The organism is Variovorax sp. LjRoot290 (assembly GCF_964253985.1).
GTDB lineage: Bacteria > Pseudomonadota > Gammaproteobacteria > Burkholderiales > Burkholderiaceae_C > Variovorax.
Map to the genome: position 1 here is coordinate 820,615 of NZ_CAXURW020000001.1, position 17,285 is coordinate 837,899.

Below are 17,285 nucleotides of genomic sequence, written 5' to 3' on the forward strand. Positions count from 1 at the left end.
TGTCCCTAGAAATCGACCAGGCTCAGGCCGATGCTCAGCACGGTGCGCTTGCGGTTGTAGTCGACCAGCGTGTCGCCATAGCCGTGAAACAGCTGCGTGTGGAAGCGCAGGTTGCTCCTGCTCGAGTTGCCGAGGTCCTTGAGCCATTCGAGCCGCATCGAACCGCGCCCGCTCTCGCGCAGGTTGTTGCGCACCGTCAGCCCGAGCGTGTTGTAGGGGTTCAGATTCCAGCGGCCCGTGAGCTCGGCGCGGCCGATGTAGTTGGAGATGTCGGGGTTGTCGTCCTTCGCAGCATCCTCATGCAGGCGCTGCCACACGCGGCCGGTGAGGGTGAAGCGGTCGTCCAGCTCCATGCCGCCCATCAGGTAGACGCGGTTCCAGCTGCGCGAATAAGGCAGGCTCTGGCCGTTCGACTGGTGCACCAGGCCGAGGCCCGCATAGCGCCAGCGCCAGCCGCCCGCCAGCTGCACGTCGGTGGGATAGACATACATCAGTTCCGGCTCGTGGTCGGTGGTGCGGAAGGGCCGCGAGATCGCGCCGTTGAAGAGCTGCCAGGTGGACTGCTGGCTGTAGCCGAACCACAGCGAATCCTTCTTGACCGGATCGTTCAGCGTCAGCATGCCCTGGATCAGCTTGGTGCGCACCGAAAGCCCGATGCGCATCTCGTTGGCCTGGTAGGCGATGTCGCTGCCGTTGTGGCCGGCAGAGGGCGAGGTCGGCGTCTGCGGCTTGTCCTTGGCCGCCGAGGCGGACACGTTGAGCGGCCGGTAGGCGCGGAAGCTGAAGGTGCCGCAGTCGGTGCCATTCTCGAGTTCCCAGAAACGCGAGAGCGCGGAGTACTGGCGGTCGCGGCAGCCTTCTTCGGTGGCGACGGAGACCACGCGCGTGGCGGGCACGGCGGCGTCCACCGGCGCGGGCGGCTGCGTGTTGGCGAGCACGGGCGGCGCCGCCGGTACCGAGGCCGCAGGCAAGGTCTGCTGCTGGGCCCAGCGGTCGAAGCAGGCCAGCCGCGCCTCCTTACTGTCGGCGAGGCGCTGGCACTGCTGCCAGGTCAGCTGCGCTTCGGCCAGCGGGCTCTGCGGTCTCTCTGCAGGTTGCGCGTGCGCGCCTGCGATGCCGAGGCCGGCAAAGAGCGCCGCGAAAGTGGTGGTGCGTGTGTTCATCATTGCCAACTGCCCGTCTTGGTTAGTACAAAAGGACGTGTGCTGTCGTCGGCGGCGTTTCGCCAGGTTCCTTTGAACTCCTTGCCGCAGGATCCGGCCTGCAGCTCGCCGAGCCAGACGCCGCTGATCGCGCGGCCGTCCATCGATTCGTCGATGTTGAGTTGGCCCTCGTCGTCGATGTCGCCCGCGAGCTGCGCGACCGAGCGGCTTGCCGCGCCGCCGTCACGCGTGATGGTGCCGCGCACGCCGGCGTATTCAGGATGCTTGGCGAGTTGCAGCCGCGCGATGCCCGGCACGCCTTCGAAGCGTGCCTCCCATTGGCCATAGAGCGCCTCGACCGGCAGGTCGCGGCCGCTGGCGGGGCATGCCGGCTGGGCTCCGGCGCTGCCGGCGGCAATGCACAAAGCAGTGAGCAGCGCGTGGCACTTCATGGGGCTGCCGCGGCGGCCGCCGCTGCGGCAGCGTTGTCCTGGACCTTGCGCGCGAATTCGGCGCGCAGTGCCTTGAGTTTCTCGCGCGGGTCTTCCTTGATGGTCTTCTTGTCGAGCGCCATCTCGGCGATGAAGCGGCTCGGCTGCGCCGGCACCATCTCGCGGCCCTGCTTGCGTCGCTTGGTCCAGCTCACCGCCAGGCTGCGCTGCGCGCGCGTGATGCCCACGTACATCAGGCGGCGCTCTTCCTGCAGGCGCTGCAGCGTGTCCTCGCTGACCTTCTCCTGCCGGCCGCCGTCGTCGTCGAGCTTGAAGGGCAAGAGCCCCTCGGTCACGCCGATCAGCATCACGTGCGGCCATTCGAGGCCCTTGGCCGCATGCAGCGTGGAGAGCGTGACCACGTTCTGGTCCTTCTCCCGTTCGCTGATGGTGGAGAGCAGCGAGATGGTCTGCGCGACTTCGAGCAGGCTCTTGCGTTCGCTCTCGACCGTCGCTCCGGAGGCATCGTCGATCTGCCCGCCGCAGCGCTGCGACATCCAGTCGCAGAACTCGAGCACATTGGTCCAGCGGCTGGCCGCGGCCTGTTCGCTGTCCTCGCCGTCGTAGAGGTGCTTCTCGTAGTCGATCTCTTTCAGCCAGTCGGCCAGGAAGCTGCGCGCGTCCTCGGCGCCCATGGTGCGGCGCGCGCGGTATTCGAGGTCGTTGATGTAGCGGCCGAACTCGTGCAGGCCTTCCTGCGCGCGCTTCGGCATCACGCTCGGCAGCGAGGGCGAGAACAGGGCCTCGAACAGGCTCAGCTTGTACTGGCTCGCGAAGGTGCCCAGGCTGGCCAGCGTGGTGTGGCCGATGCCGCGCTTGGGCGTGGTCACGGCGCGCAGGAAGGCCGGGTCGTCGTCGTTGTTGACCCAGAGCCGGAACCAGCCGCACAGGTCCTTGATCTCGGCGCGGTCGAAGAAGCTCTGGCCGCCCGAAACCTTGTAGGGGATCTGCGCTTTGCGCAAGGCCTGCTCGAACACCCGGGCCTGGTGGTTGGCGCGGTAGAGGATCGCGAAATCGCGGAACTCCTTGTACTGCTGGCCTTGCGTGGTGGCGTCGCCGCCGCGCAGGCTCTGGATGCGCGCCACCGTGCGTTCGGCCTCGTGCGCCTCGCTGTCGGCATCGACCACGCGCACCGGCTCGCCCTCGCCGAGTTCGCTGAACAGCGTCTTCGGAAAGAGCTTGGGGTTCGGTCCGATCACGTTGTTGGCCGCGCGCAGGATCGCGCTGGTGCTGCGGTAGTTCTGCTCGAGCTTGATGACCTTGAGATTCGGGTAGTCGATCGGCAGCTTCTTCAGGTTGTCGAGCGTCGCGCCGCGCCAGCCGTAGATCGACTGGTCGTCGTCGCCCACCGCGGTGAAGCGCCCGCGCTCTCCTACCAGCGCCTTCAGCACCTCGTACTGCGTGGCGTTGGTGTCCTGGTATTCGTCGACCAGCACGTGGCCGAGCGCGGCCTGCCACTTGGCGCGCACCTCGTCATGCTGCTGCAGAAGCTTGAGCGGCATGCCGATGAGGTCATCGAAATCCACGCTCTGGTAGGCAGCGAGCCGCTCTTCGTAGCGCCCCATGATGCGCGCCGTGATGCGCTCGTTGTCGTCGGCAGCCTGGGCCTCGGCCTGGGCGGCATTGAGCCCCATGTTCTTCCACTTGCTGATGGTCCACTGCCAGATGCGCGCGGTCGCGGCGTCGGTGGTGCCGCCGGCGTCCTTCAGGATCTTCGTCACGTCGTCGCTGTCGAGGATGCTGAAGGCCGGCTTCAGGCCCAGCACGGCGCCGTCTTCGCGCATCATGCGCACGCCCAGCGCGTGGAAGGTGCACACCACCACATGCTTCGCGTCGCGTCCGATCAGCCCCTTGGCGCGCTCGCGCATCTCGGCTGCTGCCTTGTTGGTGAAGGTGATGGCCGCGATGCGCTTGGGCTCCAGCCCCGCCTGGATCAGGCGCGCGATCTTGTGCGTGATGACGCGCGTCTTGCCCGAACCCGCACCCGCGAGCACGAGGCAGGGACCGTGCATGTAGTTGACGGCTTCTTGTTGCGCGAGGTTGAGACCGGAGGACATGAGGCGAGGGGAAGGGGGCGCAAAGCGGGCAATGATACGGGGCGCCGTCGGACGACCTCAGATGTATGGCGGTGTTAAACCCGTTCGCATTTGTGATCGGCGCCGCCGCATGTAGAAAACAAGACATCCGCTCACCATCGCCTTCTGGTCCGCGCTCGCCACGGTGGCGGCAACGCTGGTCGTGCTGAACTTCCTGCCCGGCGAAAAGAAGATCGAGCAGCACATCGAGCGCGAGTACAGCCTGCACGATGCGCAATTCCGCCGTGCGATGGGCGTCCTGCTCGGGCCGCTGGTCACGGAGGGCAACCGGTTCGAGGCGCTGATCAACGGCGACCGGATCTTGCCGCCGATGCTCGCGGCCATCCGCGGCGCGAAGAAGAGAGTCACCTTCGAGACCTAGATCTACTGGTCCGGCGACATCGGCCGCGCCTTTGCCGATGCGCTGTCGGAACGCGCCCGCGCCGGCATCAAGGTGCATGTGCTGCTCGACTGGGTAGGCAGCCAGAAGATCGAGGAGAAGCTTCTGCAATCGATGGAAAAAGCAGGCGTGGAGATCCGCGGGTTCCACAAGCCGAGCTGGTACGACATCGCGCGTTTCAACAACCGCACGCACCGCAAGCTGCTGGTGGTCGACGGCGTGGTGGGCTTCACCGGCGGCGTGGGCATCGCGCCCGAGTGGACCGGCAACGCGCAGGACCCCGACCATTGGCGCGACTCGCGCTACAAGGTGGGACGCGCAGACCGTGCGCCGCGCGTCGCGCGCCGGATGGGGTCCGCTGCTCGAAGCCGGCGTGCAGATGAGCGAATACCAGCCGACCATGTACCACTGCAAGGTGATGGTGGTCGACGACCTGTTGGTGTCTGTCGGCTCGACCAACTTCGACAACCGTTCCTTGCGCCTCAACGACGAGGCCAACCTCAATATCTACGACGAGGCCTTCGCCCGGGCGCAGGTGGCGGTGTTCGAGGACGATCTCGCGAAGAGCAAGGCGGTGAGCTTCGCCCAGTGGCAGGACCGGCCATGGCGCGAGAAGTTGATGGAGCACCTGGCCGCGCTGCTGGGGCCGCAGCTCTGAGTACCGCGACAACGACAATCGCCCGCGTGCTGCAGATCCTCTTCGTCACCATCCCCTTCTTCGCCTTGATCGCGGCCGGCTACGCAGCGGCTCGCACCGGTGCGCTGCCGCTCGCGGCAATTCCGGGGCTCAATGCCTTCGTGCTCTATTTCGCGCTGCCGTGCATGCTGTTTCGCTTCGGCGCTGCAGCGCCGATCGCGCAGCTGCTCGATGCCGGCGTGGCGCTGGTGTGGGGGGCGAGCGCGTTGATCGTGGTTGCAGCCACGGTGGCCCTGGCGCGCAGGCAGCGCATCGGTTGGAACGATGCGGCCTTCGGTGCGCTGGTGGCGGCGTTTCCGAACACGGGCTTCATGGGCGTGCCACTGCTGGTCGCGATCCTCGGCACGCAGGCGGCGTCTCCGATGATCATCACGATCGCTTTCGATCTGGTCGTGACCTCTTCGCTGTGCATCGCGCTGTCGCGCCTGGCCGGCGCCGACGAGCACGGTGCGGCCAAGGCAGCCCGACAGGCCTTGCGCGGCATCGTGCAGAACCCGATGCCATGGGCCATCGTGCTCGGCGGGCTGGCATCGGCCACGCGCCTTGGGCTCCCGGCGCCGGTCGAACGCACGATCGCGATGCTGGCCGATGCCGCCTCGCCGGTGGCGCTGTTCACCATCGGCGCGGTGCTGGCGCGCTCGTCGCTGCTGGCGCGCAAGCACCGGGCGAGCGCGCTCGTCGCCGCCGCGATGGGCAGCGCCTCCCAGCCGCTGCGAAAGGCGCCGCTTGCCGACGTGCTCTGCGTCGCGGCGATCAAGCTGCTGCTGCATCCCTTGCTGGTCTATGGCCTCGCGCGAGGCGCGATCGCGCTGGGCCTGCCGCTCGGCCAACCGGCGCTGATGGCGATCGTTCTGGTGGCCGCGCTGCCGAGCGCAAGCAACGTGTCGATGCTGGCCGAGCGCTTCGGCGCCGACAACGGGCGCATTGCGCGCGTCATTCTGTGGACCACCGTGGCAGCCTTCTTCAGCTTTCCCCTGGCGGTGAGATGGATGGCTAGTCGGGGCTAACTTCGGAAGCCCATTGCCGTCGGCAATCTCTGTTTCAGAATATTTCCTACAAGAAGCCGTCACTCCTCGGTGGATAGTGTGAACTATTGCTTTTGACTAATGCTTAGGTTTGCATTCGCGCTGCTAAAGTGGCGCCAGATACCGGGGGAACGGCATGACGACTTTGACGCGCTGGGTGCTTTGGGTAGCGTGGCTCGCTACCGTCAGTTGGCTTTGGCTCGTGGGTGCGCTGGGCATCGGTAGTGCGCTCGCGACGGGCGCAGCGAGCCTTTTGCTGTTCGCATGGCCGGGTCATTCGCACCGGCGGCGCCGGTCGGAACTGCGCTATATCGAGATGGGCAAGCAGCCCGTGGGCCTGCCCTGAGCCGCACTCAGATGCTGTGCGGGTCCACGTCGACCAGCCAGCGGATCACGCCCTTGCCCTCGGGCTGCCGTCGCAGTTCGTGCAACAGCGGCTGCCAGGCCGCCAGCAGGCGCTGAAGCGCCGCGCGCGACGCGCTTTCGACCAGCATCTGCGCCCGCTCCACATTCGCCACGCGCTGGATCGCCAGCGGCACGGCCGGGTAGCGGGTCACGCGCTCGGCCCCTTCCAGCGCATCGGCCGCCTCGCTGGCGGCATTCAGAAAAGCCTGTGCCGCCTCCTGCGTACGGGCGTCGGCCCGCAGCAACGCCTGGAAGGCGTAGGGCGGCATGCCGGCAGCGGCGCGCTCTTCGAGTTCGCGCTGGGCGAAAGCCGGGTAGTCATGCCGGCGCAGCGCCGCGAACAGCGCATGCTGCGGATGGTGGGTCTGGATCCACATCTCGGCGGTCGCGCCCTGCGCTGAAAGATAGGCGGCGTCGCGTCCCGCGCGTCCCGCCGACTGCATCAGCAGGCTGAACAGCCGTTCCGGCGCGCGGAAATCACTCGAGAAGAGCGCGCCGTCGGGATTGACCGCGGCCACCAGCGTGATGCGCCGGAAGTCGTGGCCCTTGGCGATCATTTGCGTGCCCACCAGCACGTCGACCTCGCCCGCATGCACGGCGGCGAGCTGCGATTCGAGCGCGCCTTGGCGGCGCGTACTGTCGGCGTCGATGCGCGCGATGCGCACCGCGCTGCCATCGGGCCGCTTCACGCTCGCGAACAGCTCGCCCAGGTGCTCCTCGAGACGTTCCGTGCCGCGGCCCACCGGCGCGATGTCGGGGTTGCCGCAGGCCGGGCAGGCGCGCGGCACGCGCTCGGTGAAGCCGCAGTGGTGGCAGCGCAGCGTGCGGTCGATCTTGTGGAACACGCGGTAGGCGCTGCAGTGCGGGCATTCGCTCTTCCAGCCGCAGTCGCCGCAGGCCAGCACCGGCGCATAGCCGCGCCGATTGAGGAACACCATGCTTTGCTCGCCGCGCGCGATGCGCTGGCCGATGGCATCGAGCAGCGCGGCCGAAAGCACGGTCCTGGGCGGCTGCAGGTTCATGTCGACCAGCCGAACGGCGGGCAGCGCCACGGCGCCGATGCGCGAGGGCATCGCCAGCCGCAGATAGCGCCCGCCGGCATCCTCGCCCGCGGCCGGCCGGCTCTGGTGCCAGCTTTCGAGCGAGGGCGTGGCCGAGCCGAGCATCACCTTCGCGCCTTCGCGCTGGCCGCGCCACACCGCCAGGTCGCGCGCCGAGTAGCGCGCGCCTTCCTGCTGCTTGTAGCTGGGGTCGTGCTCCTCGTCGACCACGATCAACTTCAGCGCCGGCATCGACGCGAACACTGCCATGCGCGTGCCGAGCACGATGCGCGCTGCGCCGTTGTGCGCCGCGAGCCAGCTGGCCAGGCGCTGCGGATTCGTCATGCCGCTGTGCAACGAGACCACGGTGCCGTCGCCGAAGCGCTCCTTGAAGCGTGCTTCGAGCTGCGGCGTGAGGTTGATCTCGGGCACCATCACCAGCGCTTGCGCGGAGGGCTCGCGCGCCAGCAGCGCCGCCACGGCCTGCAGGTAGATCTCGGTCTTGCCGCTGCCGGTGCTGCCGAACAGCAGGAAGGGGCCGGTCTCGGCATCGAAGCGGGCCAGTGCGTCGGCTTGCTCGGCAGACAGTGCCAGGCCGTCGGGCGCCGTGCCGGCGGCAGGGGAGTGCGCCGGCACGGCTTGGCGCTTGAGCCGCCGCGCCAGCTGCACCGCGCTCAGGTCGCGCAGCTGGGGCGGCAGCGCGGCCAGCGCAATCTCGCCGAGCGAGCGCTGGTAGTAGCGGGCGGCAAAGGCCACCAGGTCGCGCCAGGCATCGTTCAGCGGCGGCAACCCATCGAGCACGGCGGCGACGGGCTTGAGTTCCATGGCGGGCGCCGCGCCGTCCTCGAGCGCATGGACCGCCCATGCCACGCCCAGCACCTCGCGACGACCCAGCGGCACCCGCAGCAAGGACCCGATGGCCGGCGTTTCGGCGCTGGCGTAGCTCAGTACATCCCCTAATGCGCTGTGCGCAGGAGTCTGGACCGCGACGTCGATGCGCCAGTTCAAGGCGTGGTCCTGTTACGGCCGTTGGTTAAAGCAAGTTGTAGCAATGCGGCTTAAGTCGTTGATTTGCCTGCGCTTTGGAAGCCATCCAGAGTTTGTGTGGATAACTTTGTTGATATCCGGGCCCGACTCGCCGCCAGCCCTTGAAAATCAAGGCTCCGGCTGGAATGCCCGCAAAAAAAGCAAAGTTCAAAGTCCATATAAATCAATGACTTAGCGACGCTATCGCTTTAGGAGCAGGGATTTGCGGTCCAAAGATATTTTTGCGCAGCGCAGCAAGTGTTTTGTGCATAAGTCAGTCGGTCCTCACCCTTTCGACTTGACAAATGCGAATCGGTCGTTCTTAGGTACTTACAACCTATAACAGTCGCTTCAGACACGCAGCGCGCGCGATTGCGCATGCACCGCAGCGACCAGCGCCGCAACGTGATCGGGTGGCGTGAACTGGCTGATGCCGTGGCCCAGGTTGAAGATGTGGGTCGGCCCGGTCGAAGCGCGATCGGTGTGCGGCCGTCCGAAGCTCTGCAGCACCTTCGCCACCTCGGCCTCGATCTGCGCGGGCGCGGCGAACAGCACGTTGGGATCGATGTTGCCCTGCAGCGCCTTGGCCCCTGCACCTTCGCCCACGAGTGCGCGTGCGTGGCCGAGGTTGACGGTCCAGTCCAGGCCCAGCACCTCGCAGTCGAGCGCGCGCATGTCTTCGAGCCAGAGTCCGCCGCCCTTGGTGAAGACGATGCGCGGCACCGGCAGGCCGTCGGCACCTTCGCGCTTCAGCTGCGCGAGCACGCGCGCGGTGTAGGCCAGGCTGAAATCCTGGAAGGCGCCGTCGGCCAGCACGCCGCCCCAGCTGTCGAACACCATCACGGCCTGCGCGCCGGCGTCGATCTGCGCGTTGAGATACGCGGCCACGGCATCGGCATTCACCGCGAGCAGGCGGTGCATGAGATCGGGGCGGCTGTAGAGCAGGGTCTTGACCTGCCGATAGTCGCTCGATCCTGCCCCCTCGACCATGTAGCAGGCCAGCGTCCAGGGGCTGCCCGAGAAGCCGATCAGCGGCACCCGGCCATCGAGTGCGCGGCGGATCGATGCGACCGCGTCGAACACGTAGCGCAGCTTGGCCATGTCGGGCACTGCGAGCGCGCCGATCGCGGCTTCGTCGCGCACCGGCCGTGCGAAACGCGGCCCTTCGCCGGCCTCGAAGGAGAGGCCCAGGCCCATCGCATCGGGCACCGTGAGGATGTCGGAGAACAGGATCGCGGCATCGAGCGGATAGCGCTCGAGCGGCTGCAGCGTGACCTCGGTGGCGTAGTCCACGTTGGTGGCCAAGCCCATGAAGCTGCCGGCGCGGGCCCGCGTCGCCACGTATTCGGGCAGGTAGCGCCCGGCCTGGCGCATCAGCCAGACGGGGGTGCGATCGGTGGCCTGGCGCCAGCAGGCGCGCAGGAAAGTGTCGTTCTGAAGTGGCGCGAAAGGCATCCTGCGATTGTCGCAGGGCAGGCTCATTCGGCGGCGCGCCCGGCCTGCCCCAATGCCTGTGCGAGGAAGTCGACGAAGGCGCGCACGCGCGTCGACAGCTGGTAGCGCTGTGGATAGACCGCGTAGATGTCGGCCCCGGGCGTGCGGTACTGGGGCAGCACCTGCACCAGGCGGCCGCTGCGCAGGTAGCGGTTGATGTCCCATTCCGCGCGCATCACGATGCCATGCCCGTCGAGCGCCCACCTGACCGCGATCTCGCCGTCGTTGGTCGTGAGGCTGCCGCGCGTCTTGATGGCCTCGGTGCGCTGGCGCGCGCCGCGGCCGGTGCTCAGGCGCCACAGGCCGTAGGCCTCGTCGCCCTGCCGGATGCCGATGCAGTTGTGACGCATCAGGTCGCGCGGCACTTTCGGCTGGCCGCAGCGCGCCAGGTAGGCGGGCGAGGCGCAGAGCAGGCGCTGGTTGGCCGCGATGCGCCGCGCGATGACGCGTGCGTCCGGCGGCTCGCCGAAGCGGATGCAGACGTCGAAGGCATCGTCGCTGAAGGGCGGCGGATTCACCGACAGCTGCAGCTGCACGTCGACCTCCGGATGGCTGCGCACGAAGCGCGAGATCACCGGCGCCACATGCGTGCGCCCGAAGCCCAGGGTCGCGTTCACGCGCAGCAGGCCCTTGGGGCTGCCTTTCGACTGGCTCAGCAGTTCGTCCAGGTCGGCGATCTCGTCGAGGATGCTGCGTGCGCGTTCGAGCAGCACCTCGCCCTCGGGCGTGAGGCTCATGCGGCGCGTGGTGCGGTTGACCAGCGTCACGCCCAGGCGGCCTTCCATCTGCGCCAGCCGCTTGCTGACGGCGGCCGTGCTGATCCCCAGGTCGCGGCCGGCAGCGCTCAGGCTGGGGGCGCTCGCCAGCGCCGAGAAGAAGCCGAGCTCGGCCGGTTGGATGCCGCTGGTCATGGGTATCGATTGTTGAACGCAGGTTAACGATGGCTTGAATCCAGGCCCGCATCGTAGAGCTGTCCGGCTCCTACAGTCAGCCCATCTTTTCAACAGGGGCTGACTCATGAAGACATACCGCATCGCCACCATTCCCGGCGACGGCATCGGCAAGGAAGTGATCCCGGCCGGCCGTCAGGTGATGGAAGCGCTGGCCGCCGCCTCGGGCGGCCAGCTGAACTTCGAGTTCGAGGATTTCGGCTGGGGCGGCGACTGGTTCCGCCAGCACGGCGTGATGATGCCGGACGACGGCTTGGCCGCACTGCGCGACAAGGACGCCATCCTGTTCGGCTCTGCCGGCGACCCGCACATCCCCGACCACGTCACGCTGTGGGGCCTGCGCCTGAAGATCTGCCAGGGCTTCGACCAGTACGCCAACGTGCGGCCGACGCGCATCCTGCCGGGCATCGACGGGCCGCTCAAGCGCTGCACGCCCGAGCAGTTGAACTGGGTGATCGTGCGCGAGAACTCCGAGGGCGAGTACGCCGGCGTCGGCGGCCGCGTGCACCAGGGCCATCCGATCGAGGCCGCGACCGACGTCAGCATGATGACCCGCGCCGGCGTCGAGCGCATCATGCGTTTCGCCTTCCGGCTCGCCCAATCGCGCCCGCGCAAGCTGCTGACCGTGGTCACCAAGTCGAACGCGCAGCGCCATGCGATGGTGATGTGGGACGAGATCGCGGTGCAGATCGCGAAGGAGTTTCCCGATGTCACCTGGGACAAGGAACTGGTCGACGCCGCCACCGCGCGCATGGTCAACCGCCCCGCCACGCTCGACACCATCGTCGCTACCAACCTGCATGCCGACATCCTGAGCGACCTGGCGGCCGCGCTGGCCGGCAGCCTGGGCATCGCGCCCACCGGCAACATCGATCCCGAGCGCCGCTACCCCTCGATGTTCGAGCCGATCCACGGCTCCGCCTTCGACATCATGGGCAAGGGCCTGGCCAATCCGGTCGGCACCTTCTGGTCGGTCGTGATGCTGCTCGAACACCTGGGCGAGGCCGCGACCGCCGCGCGCCTGATGGAGGCGGTGGAGCATGTGACCGCCAACCCTGCGCTCCATACCCGCGATCTCGGCGGCAGCGCGACGACCGACGACGTGACCCGCGCCGTCTGCGGCCACATCGCCGCCGCGCAGGCGCAGCGCCGCGCGGCCTGAGAGAGCGCCGCCGAACACAACGACATGGAGACAGCATGAACTTCCTCTTCGAGCCCCGCCGCCGTCGCTTCGTGCAAGCCGGCGCCCTCGCATTCGGCCTGGCCTCCACGCTGGGGTCCACGCAGGCTTTTGCGCAGCAGCCCTGGCCCGCCAAGCCCATCAGTCTGATCGTGCCCTTCCCCTCGGGCGGCACCACCGACGTGCTGGCCCGCGCGCTGGCCGACCGACTCTCGCAAAGCCTCGGCCAGCCCGTGGTGGTCGAGAGCAAGCCCGGCGCCGGTGCGACGCTGGGCGCCGACTTCGTGGCCAAGGCCAAGCCCGACGGCTACACGCTGCTGATGGGCGCGGTGCACCACACCATCGCGACCAGCGTCTACAAGAAGCTGCCCTACGATTTCCAGAAAGACCTGGCGCCCATCACCGTCGTGGCCATGGTGCCCAACGTGCTGGTGGTCAACGCCGCCAACACGCCGGCCAAAAACGTCGCCGAACTGGTGGCGCTCGCCAAGTCCGCGAAGGACAAGCTGGCCTACGGCTCCAACGGCAACGGCACCGCGCAGCACCTGATCGGCACGCAGTTCCAGGCCAGCACCGGCGCCGAACTGCTGCACGTGCCCTACAAGGGCAGCGGCCCGCTCACCACCGACCTGCTCGGCGGCCAGGTGGCGATGTCCTTCGACACCATCACGCCGGTGCTGCAGCACATCAAGAGCGGCAAGCTGCGCGCGCTGGCCGTGACCACGGCGAAGCGCTCGTCGGTGCTGCCGGAGGTGCCCACCCTCGAGGAGGCCGGACTCAAGGGCTTCGACATCGGCACCTGGTTCGGCGTGCTGGCGCCGGCGGCCACGCCGAAGGAGGTGGTGGCGCGCCTCAACGCGGAGATGGTGAAGATCATCCAGTCGCCGGACTTCGCCGAGCGCATGCAGGCCATCGGCGCGGAGCCGCTGGGCGGCAGCTCGCAGGAAATGGCAGGCCGGATCCGCGAGGAGACGGCGAAGTTCGCGAAGCTGGTGAAAGAAGGAAAGGTCGCGATCGATTAGGGCCTGAGCAGGCCCTTAGCGCCAGGGCGTTGCGCCCCTGGTGAGCCGCGAATGCTCGACCATGATGCAGCGGTCCTGCACCACTTCCAGCCCGGCCGAGCGACCCTTGGCCGCTGCTGCCTGATTGATGATGCCGAGCTGCATCCAGAGCGCCGGTGCGCCGATGGCGATGGCTTCGCCCATCACCGGCGGCACGTCTTCGGCCTGGCGAAACACGTTCACCAGGTCGATCTTCTCGTGCTTCGCGGCCTCTCTCAGCGTCGGATAGGCCTTCTCGCCGAAGACCTCGCGGGTGTTCGGGTTGACCGGCACGATCCGGAAGCCGCGCGCCTTCATGTATTGCGAGACGCCGTAGCTGGTGCGATGCGGGCTCGGCGAGAGGCCGACGACGGCGATGGTGCGCGTGCGCGCGAGCAGCGCTCCGATGTCGGTGGGTGGGGTTGCGTCTTTCATCGCGCCATTTTGCGGCGCGGCGCGCAACCGTACCGTGCTCAGGCCTTGTACTTGATCGAGCAGCCGTAGGGCTTGGTGGCCGCCGCGCTGATCGGCTTGCCGCCGACGGCTTCGCCGAGCGCCTGGTTCACGTAGTTGGTGGCGCTCTTGATGTCCTCGGCGCGCGCCGACGCAATGCTGTCGATGCCGCCCGCGTACACCAGCACGCCCTTGGGATCGATGATGAAGAGATGCGGCGTGGTGCGCGCGGCGTAGGCGCGGCCGATCACGCCGTCTTCGTCCATCAGCACGGCCGTGGGCGCGGCCGACTGCTCCTTCATCCAGGCATCGAGTGCGGCCGGTTTCAGGTAGTCGCTGGCGGCGCGCTCGGTCGAGTTGACCGATAGCCAGACCACGCCCTTGTCGGTGGCCGCCTTCTGGGTGGCAGGCATGTTGCCGCTGCCGTAGTGCTTGCGCACGAACGGGCAGCCCGGATTGGTCCATTCGAGCACCACGAACTTGCCGGCGAAATCCGACAGCCGGTGCTGCTTGCCGCTGGTGTCGACGGCGACGAAATCGGGCGCCTTCTGGCCCACGGCCGGCGCGGCCATGGCGTGGGTGCCCATGAGGAAAGTGGCGCCGAGCGCCACCGCGGCGGCCACCACGGCGCGGCGCGAGGCCCGGCTCAGGGCCGCGCGGGCATTGCGCGCGGCACGGTAGGAACGCGAGTCGGAGGATGACGATGAAGGCATGGTCAGCTTGAACTCCCAATCAATATATTCAACAACCGCCACAGCTTAGAGCGGTTTTCTCACCTGCTTGTGACAACCCGTAGAGACTCGGGGTCAAAGCGTCGCCAAGGCCGAGCGTACCTCTTCTTTGCTAAGGATTTCGGTCAGCACCACGGGCGCCTTGCCCGGCGCCTGCAGCACGTAGACCGGCACGCCGCTGCGCCCCAGCGCGGTCAGCGCGGCGGTGATCGCCGGATCGCGGCGCGTCCAGTCGGCGCGCAGCATGGCGACCTGCCTGGCATCGAACTCGGCCAGGAGCGCCGCATCGGCCAACGTGCTGCGCTTGTTGTACTGGCAGGTCACGCACCAGGCGGCCGTGAAGTCGATGAACACCGGCCGACCGGCGGCCGCGAGTTCGCTCACGCGCGTCGCAGACCAGGGCTGCCAGCGGTCGCCGGTCGCGGCCACGGCCGGCGCCGCGCTGCGCATCACGTTGCCGCCGATGGCGCCCGCCAGCACCGCGGTGGCCGCGATCAGCAGGCTGGCCACCACGATGCGCGTGCGCCCGCGCAGCGTGAACGCCCAGACGATCGCCGCCAGGCACACCAGGAGGCCGAGCAGCGCGCCCGCGCCGTCGATACCGCTTTGCTGGCCCAGCACCCAGACCAGCCAGGCGACCGTGGCGAACATCGGAAAAGCGAGCAGCCGGCGCAGCGTGTTCATCCACGGTCCGGGTCGCGGCAGCAAGCGCGCCACCGCCGGCACGAAGCCCGCCGCCAGGTAGGGCAGGGCGAGGCCGAAGCCGAGCACCGCGAACATCAGCAGGGCCTGCGTGGCCGGCAGCCCGATCGCGAAGCCCAGCGAGGCGCCCATGAAAGGCGCCGAGCAAGGCGAGGCGATCACCACCGCGAGCACGCCCGACAGGAAGTCGTTGACCACCGGGTGCCGGGCCTGGGCGCCGCACAGCGAAGCCGGCGCCAGCATGCGGAACTCGTAGACGCCCGCGAGGTTGAGCCCGATCAGCGTGAAAAGCGCGGCCAGCACGGCCACCACCGCCGGCGACTGGAGTTGGAAGCCCCAGCCCAGTTCGGCGCCGGCCGCGCGCAGCGCGAGCATCGCGCCGCCCAGCGCCAGGAAGGACAGCATCACGCCGGCCGTGTAGGCGACGGCGGCCATCCGGTGGCCGCTGTGGTCTTCGGCCTGGCGCGTGAAGCCCAGCACCTTGATCGCGAGCACCGGGAACACGCAAGGCATCAGGTTGAGCAGCAGGCCGCCGAGCAGCGCGCCCAGCAGCGCGGCGACAAAGCTGCCTGCCGGTTGCGGCAGGGGCGCCGCGGTGTTGGCTTCGAGCGCGGCCTGCAAAGCCGGCGAGACCTCCGCCCGCGGGGCCGTGGCCGGCCAGGTGCCGGCAACCGGCGCTTCGGCGCGCCAGGCAATGGGCTGGCCGGCTTGCCGATCGGCCTCGGCCAGGGCGACCACCACCGGCATCGTCGTCGGGCTGGCGCTGCGCTGATCGGAGAGCGGCACGGTGGCGGTCCAGGCGTCGCCCTGCCAGGCCTGCGTCCAGTCCTTGCCCTGCACGGCCGCCGTGTGGATCACCTCGCCGGTCTCGGGGAAGAACTCCAGGGTCTTGCCGCGCGCCGCCGCCGGCAGGCCTTCGAGGCGGACCTGCAGCTTGTCGCCCTCGATGGCGATCGTGCCCGGCTTCGCGAGCGCGGCCGGCTGGGCGGCCAGAGCGGCGTCGAAGGCGCTCTTGTGCAGTGCGGTCGAGCCCTGCAGCGGCAGCTTGAGCAGGAACTCGCCGTCTTCTGGAATGCATTCCTTGCGGCAAACCAGCCAGGAGGCCTTGAGTTTGATGTCGAGCCCGTTGGCGCCGGCGAGGCTTGCGGTGGGCTTGAAGTCGGACGCCACGGTCAGTGGCACCGGCAGCAGCACCGTGCCTTCGTAGCCGTAGTTGGCCAGGGTGCCGATCGGGATCTTCTTCGGCACCGGCCACGCGATGTCGCCGTTGGAGATGCCGGCCGGCAGCGACCAGGCGAGCGCGGTCGGCAGGCCGGAGTCGCCGGCGTTCTTCCAGTAGGTGTGCCACTCGGGCTGGTGCGTGATCTGCAGGCCGACCCAGACCGGCGCGCCGGCGACGACGCCCTGCGACGCATGGGCGATCAGTTCCGCCCGCACATGGGGCGTGGTGACGACGGGTCCGACCTTGGAAGCCAGCTGGCCCGCAGCCGGCAGGCAGGCCGCGAGAGTGGCGGCCAGGAAGGCCGCAAGACGAAGGGAGGGGAGAAATGCCATGCCGGTCAGTCGGAGCGCCCGCGCGGGGCGAAGTTCCGGGTGGCCCTCATGCGGCCCACCCCAGCACCACCCTGCGGGTGGTGGCGCTCTTCTTTTCGATCTTGGTCACGATGACCTGGCCGATCTCGCGTGTGTTCGCCACGTGGGTGCCGCCGCAGGGTTGGAAATCGATCTGTTCGGCATCCCCGATCCGGATGGTGCGGACCGTGCCCGTGCCGCGCGGCGGCTGCACGCTCATGCTCTTGACCAGCGCGGGATTGGCGTCGAGCTCGGCATCGGTGATGGCGCTCACGGCCAGCGGATGGCCGGCCGCGACCAGGCGCGCCAGGCCGGTCGTGAGCGCTTCCTTGTCCAGCGGATCGGTCATGTGGAAGTCCAGCCGCGCGTACTCGGGGGTGATCGAGCAGCCGTTGACCGGCTGCGGCACCAGGTGGCACAGCAGGTGGGTCGCGGTGTGGAAGCGCATGAGCTTGTGGCGGCGCTCCCAGTCGATTCGGGCCGTCACGGTATCGTCCGGCTTCAGCGTGCCCAGCAGTTCGGACTGGCCGGGCGCCGGCAGATGGACGATCTCGTTGGTCGCCCGGCCCTCGGCGTCTTTGCCCTTGCGCGTGTCGGCGATCGTCAGTTCGCGCCCGTCGGCCACCAGCAGGTGGCCGCTGTCGCCGGCCTGGCCGCCGCCCTGCGGATAGAACACCGTGCGGTCGAGCACGATGCCGGCTTCGTCGGCGCGCACGACGCGGGCCCGGCATTCGCGCAGGTAGGCGTCGGAGCGGAACAGGTCGTCGGTCATCGCCCGATGGTAGCGGCGCCACCGCGCCGGGGTGCACCCACGCCAGAAAGCGCCCACAACCGACAGCGGGAGCTTGCGCGATCCGGATGA

Annotated in this window: 14 protein-coding genes and 1 pseudogene; 5 read left to right on the forward strand and 10 right to left on the reverse strand. The window is 68.5% G+C overall.

What is annotated here, in order from left to right; translation table 11 throughout:
* Window positions 1-5: 5 nt before the first annotated feature.
* Genes ACSQ9A_RS04195 through ACSQ9A_RS04205 form a run of 3 tightly spaced genes read right to left on the reverse strand, consistent with a single transcriptional unit; the run spans window position 6 to window position 3,690 of the window.
* Complete coding sequence (locus ACSQ9A_RS04195; RefSeq protein WP_436295424.1) at window positions 6-1,163, reverse strand: phospholipase A; 1,158 nt, start codon at window positions 1,161-1,163, stop codon at window positions 6-8.
* Entirely contained in the window at window positions 1,163-1,594 is a 432-nt protein-coding gene (locus tag ACSQ9A_RS04200) for a hypothetical protein (RefSeq protein WP_436302790.1), read from the reverse strand. Before ACSQ9A_RS04200 ends, ACSQ9A_RS04195 begins: the two co-directional genes overlap by 1 nt.
* Window positions 1,591-3,690, reverse strand: a complete 2,100-nt coding sequence (locus ACSQ9A_RS04205) for an ATP-dependent helicase (protein WP_093111321.1) — start codon at window positions 3,688-3,690, stop codon at window positions 1,591-1,593. The genes ACSQ9A_RS04200 and ACSQ9A_RS04205 overlap by 4 nt, the downstream gene beginning before the upstream one ends.
* A 136-nt stretch (window positions 3,691-3,826) precedes the next feature.
* Between ACSQ9A_RS04205 and ACSQ9A_RS04210 the strand changes: the two are divergent.
* From ACSQ9A_RS04210 to ACSQ9A_RS04220, 3 genes and pseudogenes are all read left to right on the forward strand, one after another.
* Window positions 3,827-4,766, forward strand: a pseudogene (locus tag ACSQ9A_RS04210) (phospholipase D-like domain-containing protein).
* Between the two features lie 26 nt (window positions 4,767-4,792).
* Entirely contained in the window at window positions 4,793-5,812 is a 1,020-nt protein-coding gene (locus ACSQ9A_RS04215) for an AEC family transporter (RefSeq protein ID WP_436302791.1), read from the forward strand.
* Between the two features lie 154 nt (window positions 5,813-5,966).
* Window positions 5,967-6,176: a hypothetical protein gene (locus tag ACSQ9A_RS04220; RefSeq protein ID WP_093111325.1), complete on the forward strand. Its 210-nt coding sequence runs from the start codon at window positions 5,967-5,969 to the stop codon at window positions 6,174-6,176.
* Between the two features lie 7 nt (window positions 6,177-6,183).
* Here the strand turns inward: ACSQ9A_RS04220 and ACSQ9A_RS04225 are convergent, their stop codons facing one another.
* The 3 genes from ACSQ9A_RS04225 to ACSQ9A_RS04235 form a co-directional block, all read right to left on the reverse strand.
* Window positions 6,184-8,283, reverse strand: coding sequence for a primosomal protein N' (locus tag ACSQ9A_RS04225; protein WP_436302792.1), 2,100 nt, complete (start codon window positions 8,281-8,283; stop codon window positions 6,184-6,186).
* Between the two features lie 369 nt (window positions 8,284-8,652).
* Window positions 8,653-9,756: a uroporphyrinogen decarboxylase gene (gene hemE, locus ACSQ9A_RS04230; protein WP_436302793.1), complete on the reverse strand. Its 1,104-nt coding sequence runs from the start codon at window positions 9,754-9,756 to the stop codon at window positions 8,653-8,655.
* A gap of 23 nt (window positions 9,757-9,779) precedes the next feature.
* Entirely contained in the window at window positions 9,780-10,706 is a 927-nt protein-coding gene (locus tag ACSQ9A_RS04235) for a LysR family transcriptional regulator (RefSeq protein ID WP_436295428.1), read from the reverse strand.
* Window positions 10,707-10,812: 106 nt separating this feature from the next.
* Here ACSQ9A_RS04235 and ACSQ9A_RS04240 point away from each other — a divergent pair, with 106 nt between their 5' ends.
* Together ACSQ9A_RS04240 and ACSQ9A_RS04245 are read left to right on the forward strand one after the other, a co-directional pair.
* Window positions 10,813-11,907, forward strand: a complete 1,095-nt coding sequence (locus ACSQ9A_RS04240; protein WP_436302794.1) for a tartrate dehydrogenase — start codon at window positions 10,813-10,815, stop codon at window positions 11,905-11,907.
* Window positions 11,908-11,942: 35 nt separating this feature from the next.
* On the forward strand, window positions 11,943-12,947 hold the full coding sequence (locus tag ACSQ9A_RS04245) for a Bug family tripartite tricarboxylate transporter substrate binding protein (RefSeq protein WP_093111335.1): 1,005 nt from the start codon (window positions 11,943-11,945) through the stop codon (window positions 12,945-12,947).
* A 15-nt stretch (window positions 12,948-12,962) separates the two neighbouring features.
* Here ACSQ9A_RS04245 and ACSQ9A_RS04250 read toward each other — a convergent pair whose 3' ends face one another.
* The 4 genes from ACSQ9A_RS04250 to ACSQ9A_RS04265 all read right to left on the reverse strand — a co-directional run bounded on the left by ACSQ9A_RS04250 (window position 12,963) and on the right by ACSQ9A_RS04265 (window position 17,195).
* The gene (locus ACSQ9A_RS04250) at window positions 12,963-13,400 is read right to left on the reverse strand and encodes a CoA-binding protein (RefSeq protein ID WP_436302795.1); all 438 of its coding nucleotides are present in this window, start codon (window positions 13,398-13,400) and stop codon (window positions 12,963-12,965) included.
* A 38-nt stretch (window positions 13,401-13,438) separates the two neighbouring features.
* Window positions 13,439-14,131 (reverse strand): redoxin domain-containing protein, encoded by a 693-nt coding sequence (locus ACSQ9A_RS04255; protein ID WP_436302796.1) that lies wholly within the window; start codon window positions 14,129-14,131, stop codon window positions 13,439-13,441.
* Between the two features lie 93 nt (window positions 14,132-14,224).
* The gene (locus tag ACSQ9A_RS04260; RefSeq protein ID WP_436302798.1) at window positions 14,225-16,405 is read right to left on the reverse strand and encodes a protein-disulfide reductase DsbD family protein; all 2,181 of its coding nucleotides are present in this window, start codon (window positions 16,403-16,405) and stop codon (window positions 14,225-14,227) included.
* A gap of 46 nt (window positions 16,406-16,451) precedes the next feature.
* Window positions 16,452-17,195 carry an alanyl-tRNA editing protein gene (locus tag ACSQ9A_RS04265; protein WP_436302799.1) on the reverse strand — a complete coding sequence of 248 codons (744 nt, stop codon included), beginning with the start codon at window positions 17,193-17,195 and terminating at the stop codon, window positions 16,452-16,454.
* Window positions 17,196-17,285: the final 90 nt, after the last annotated feature.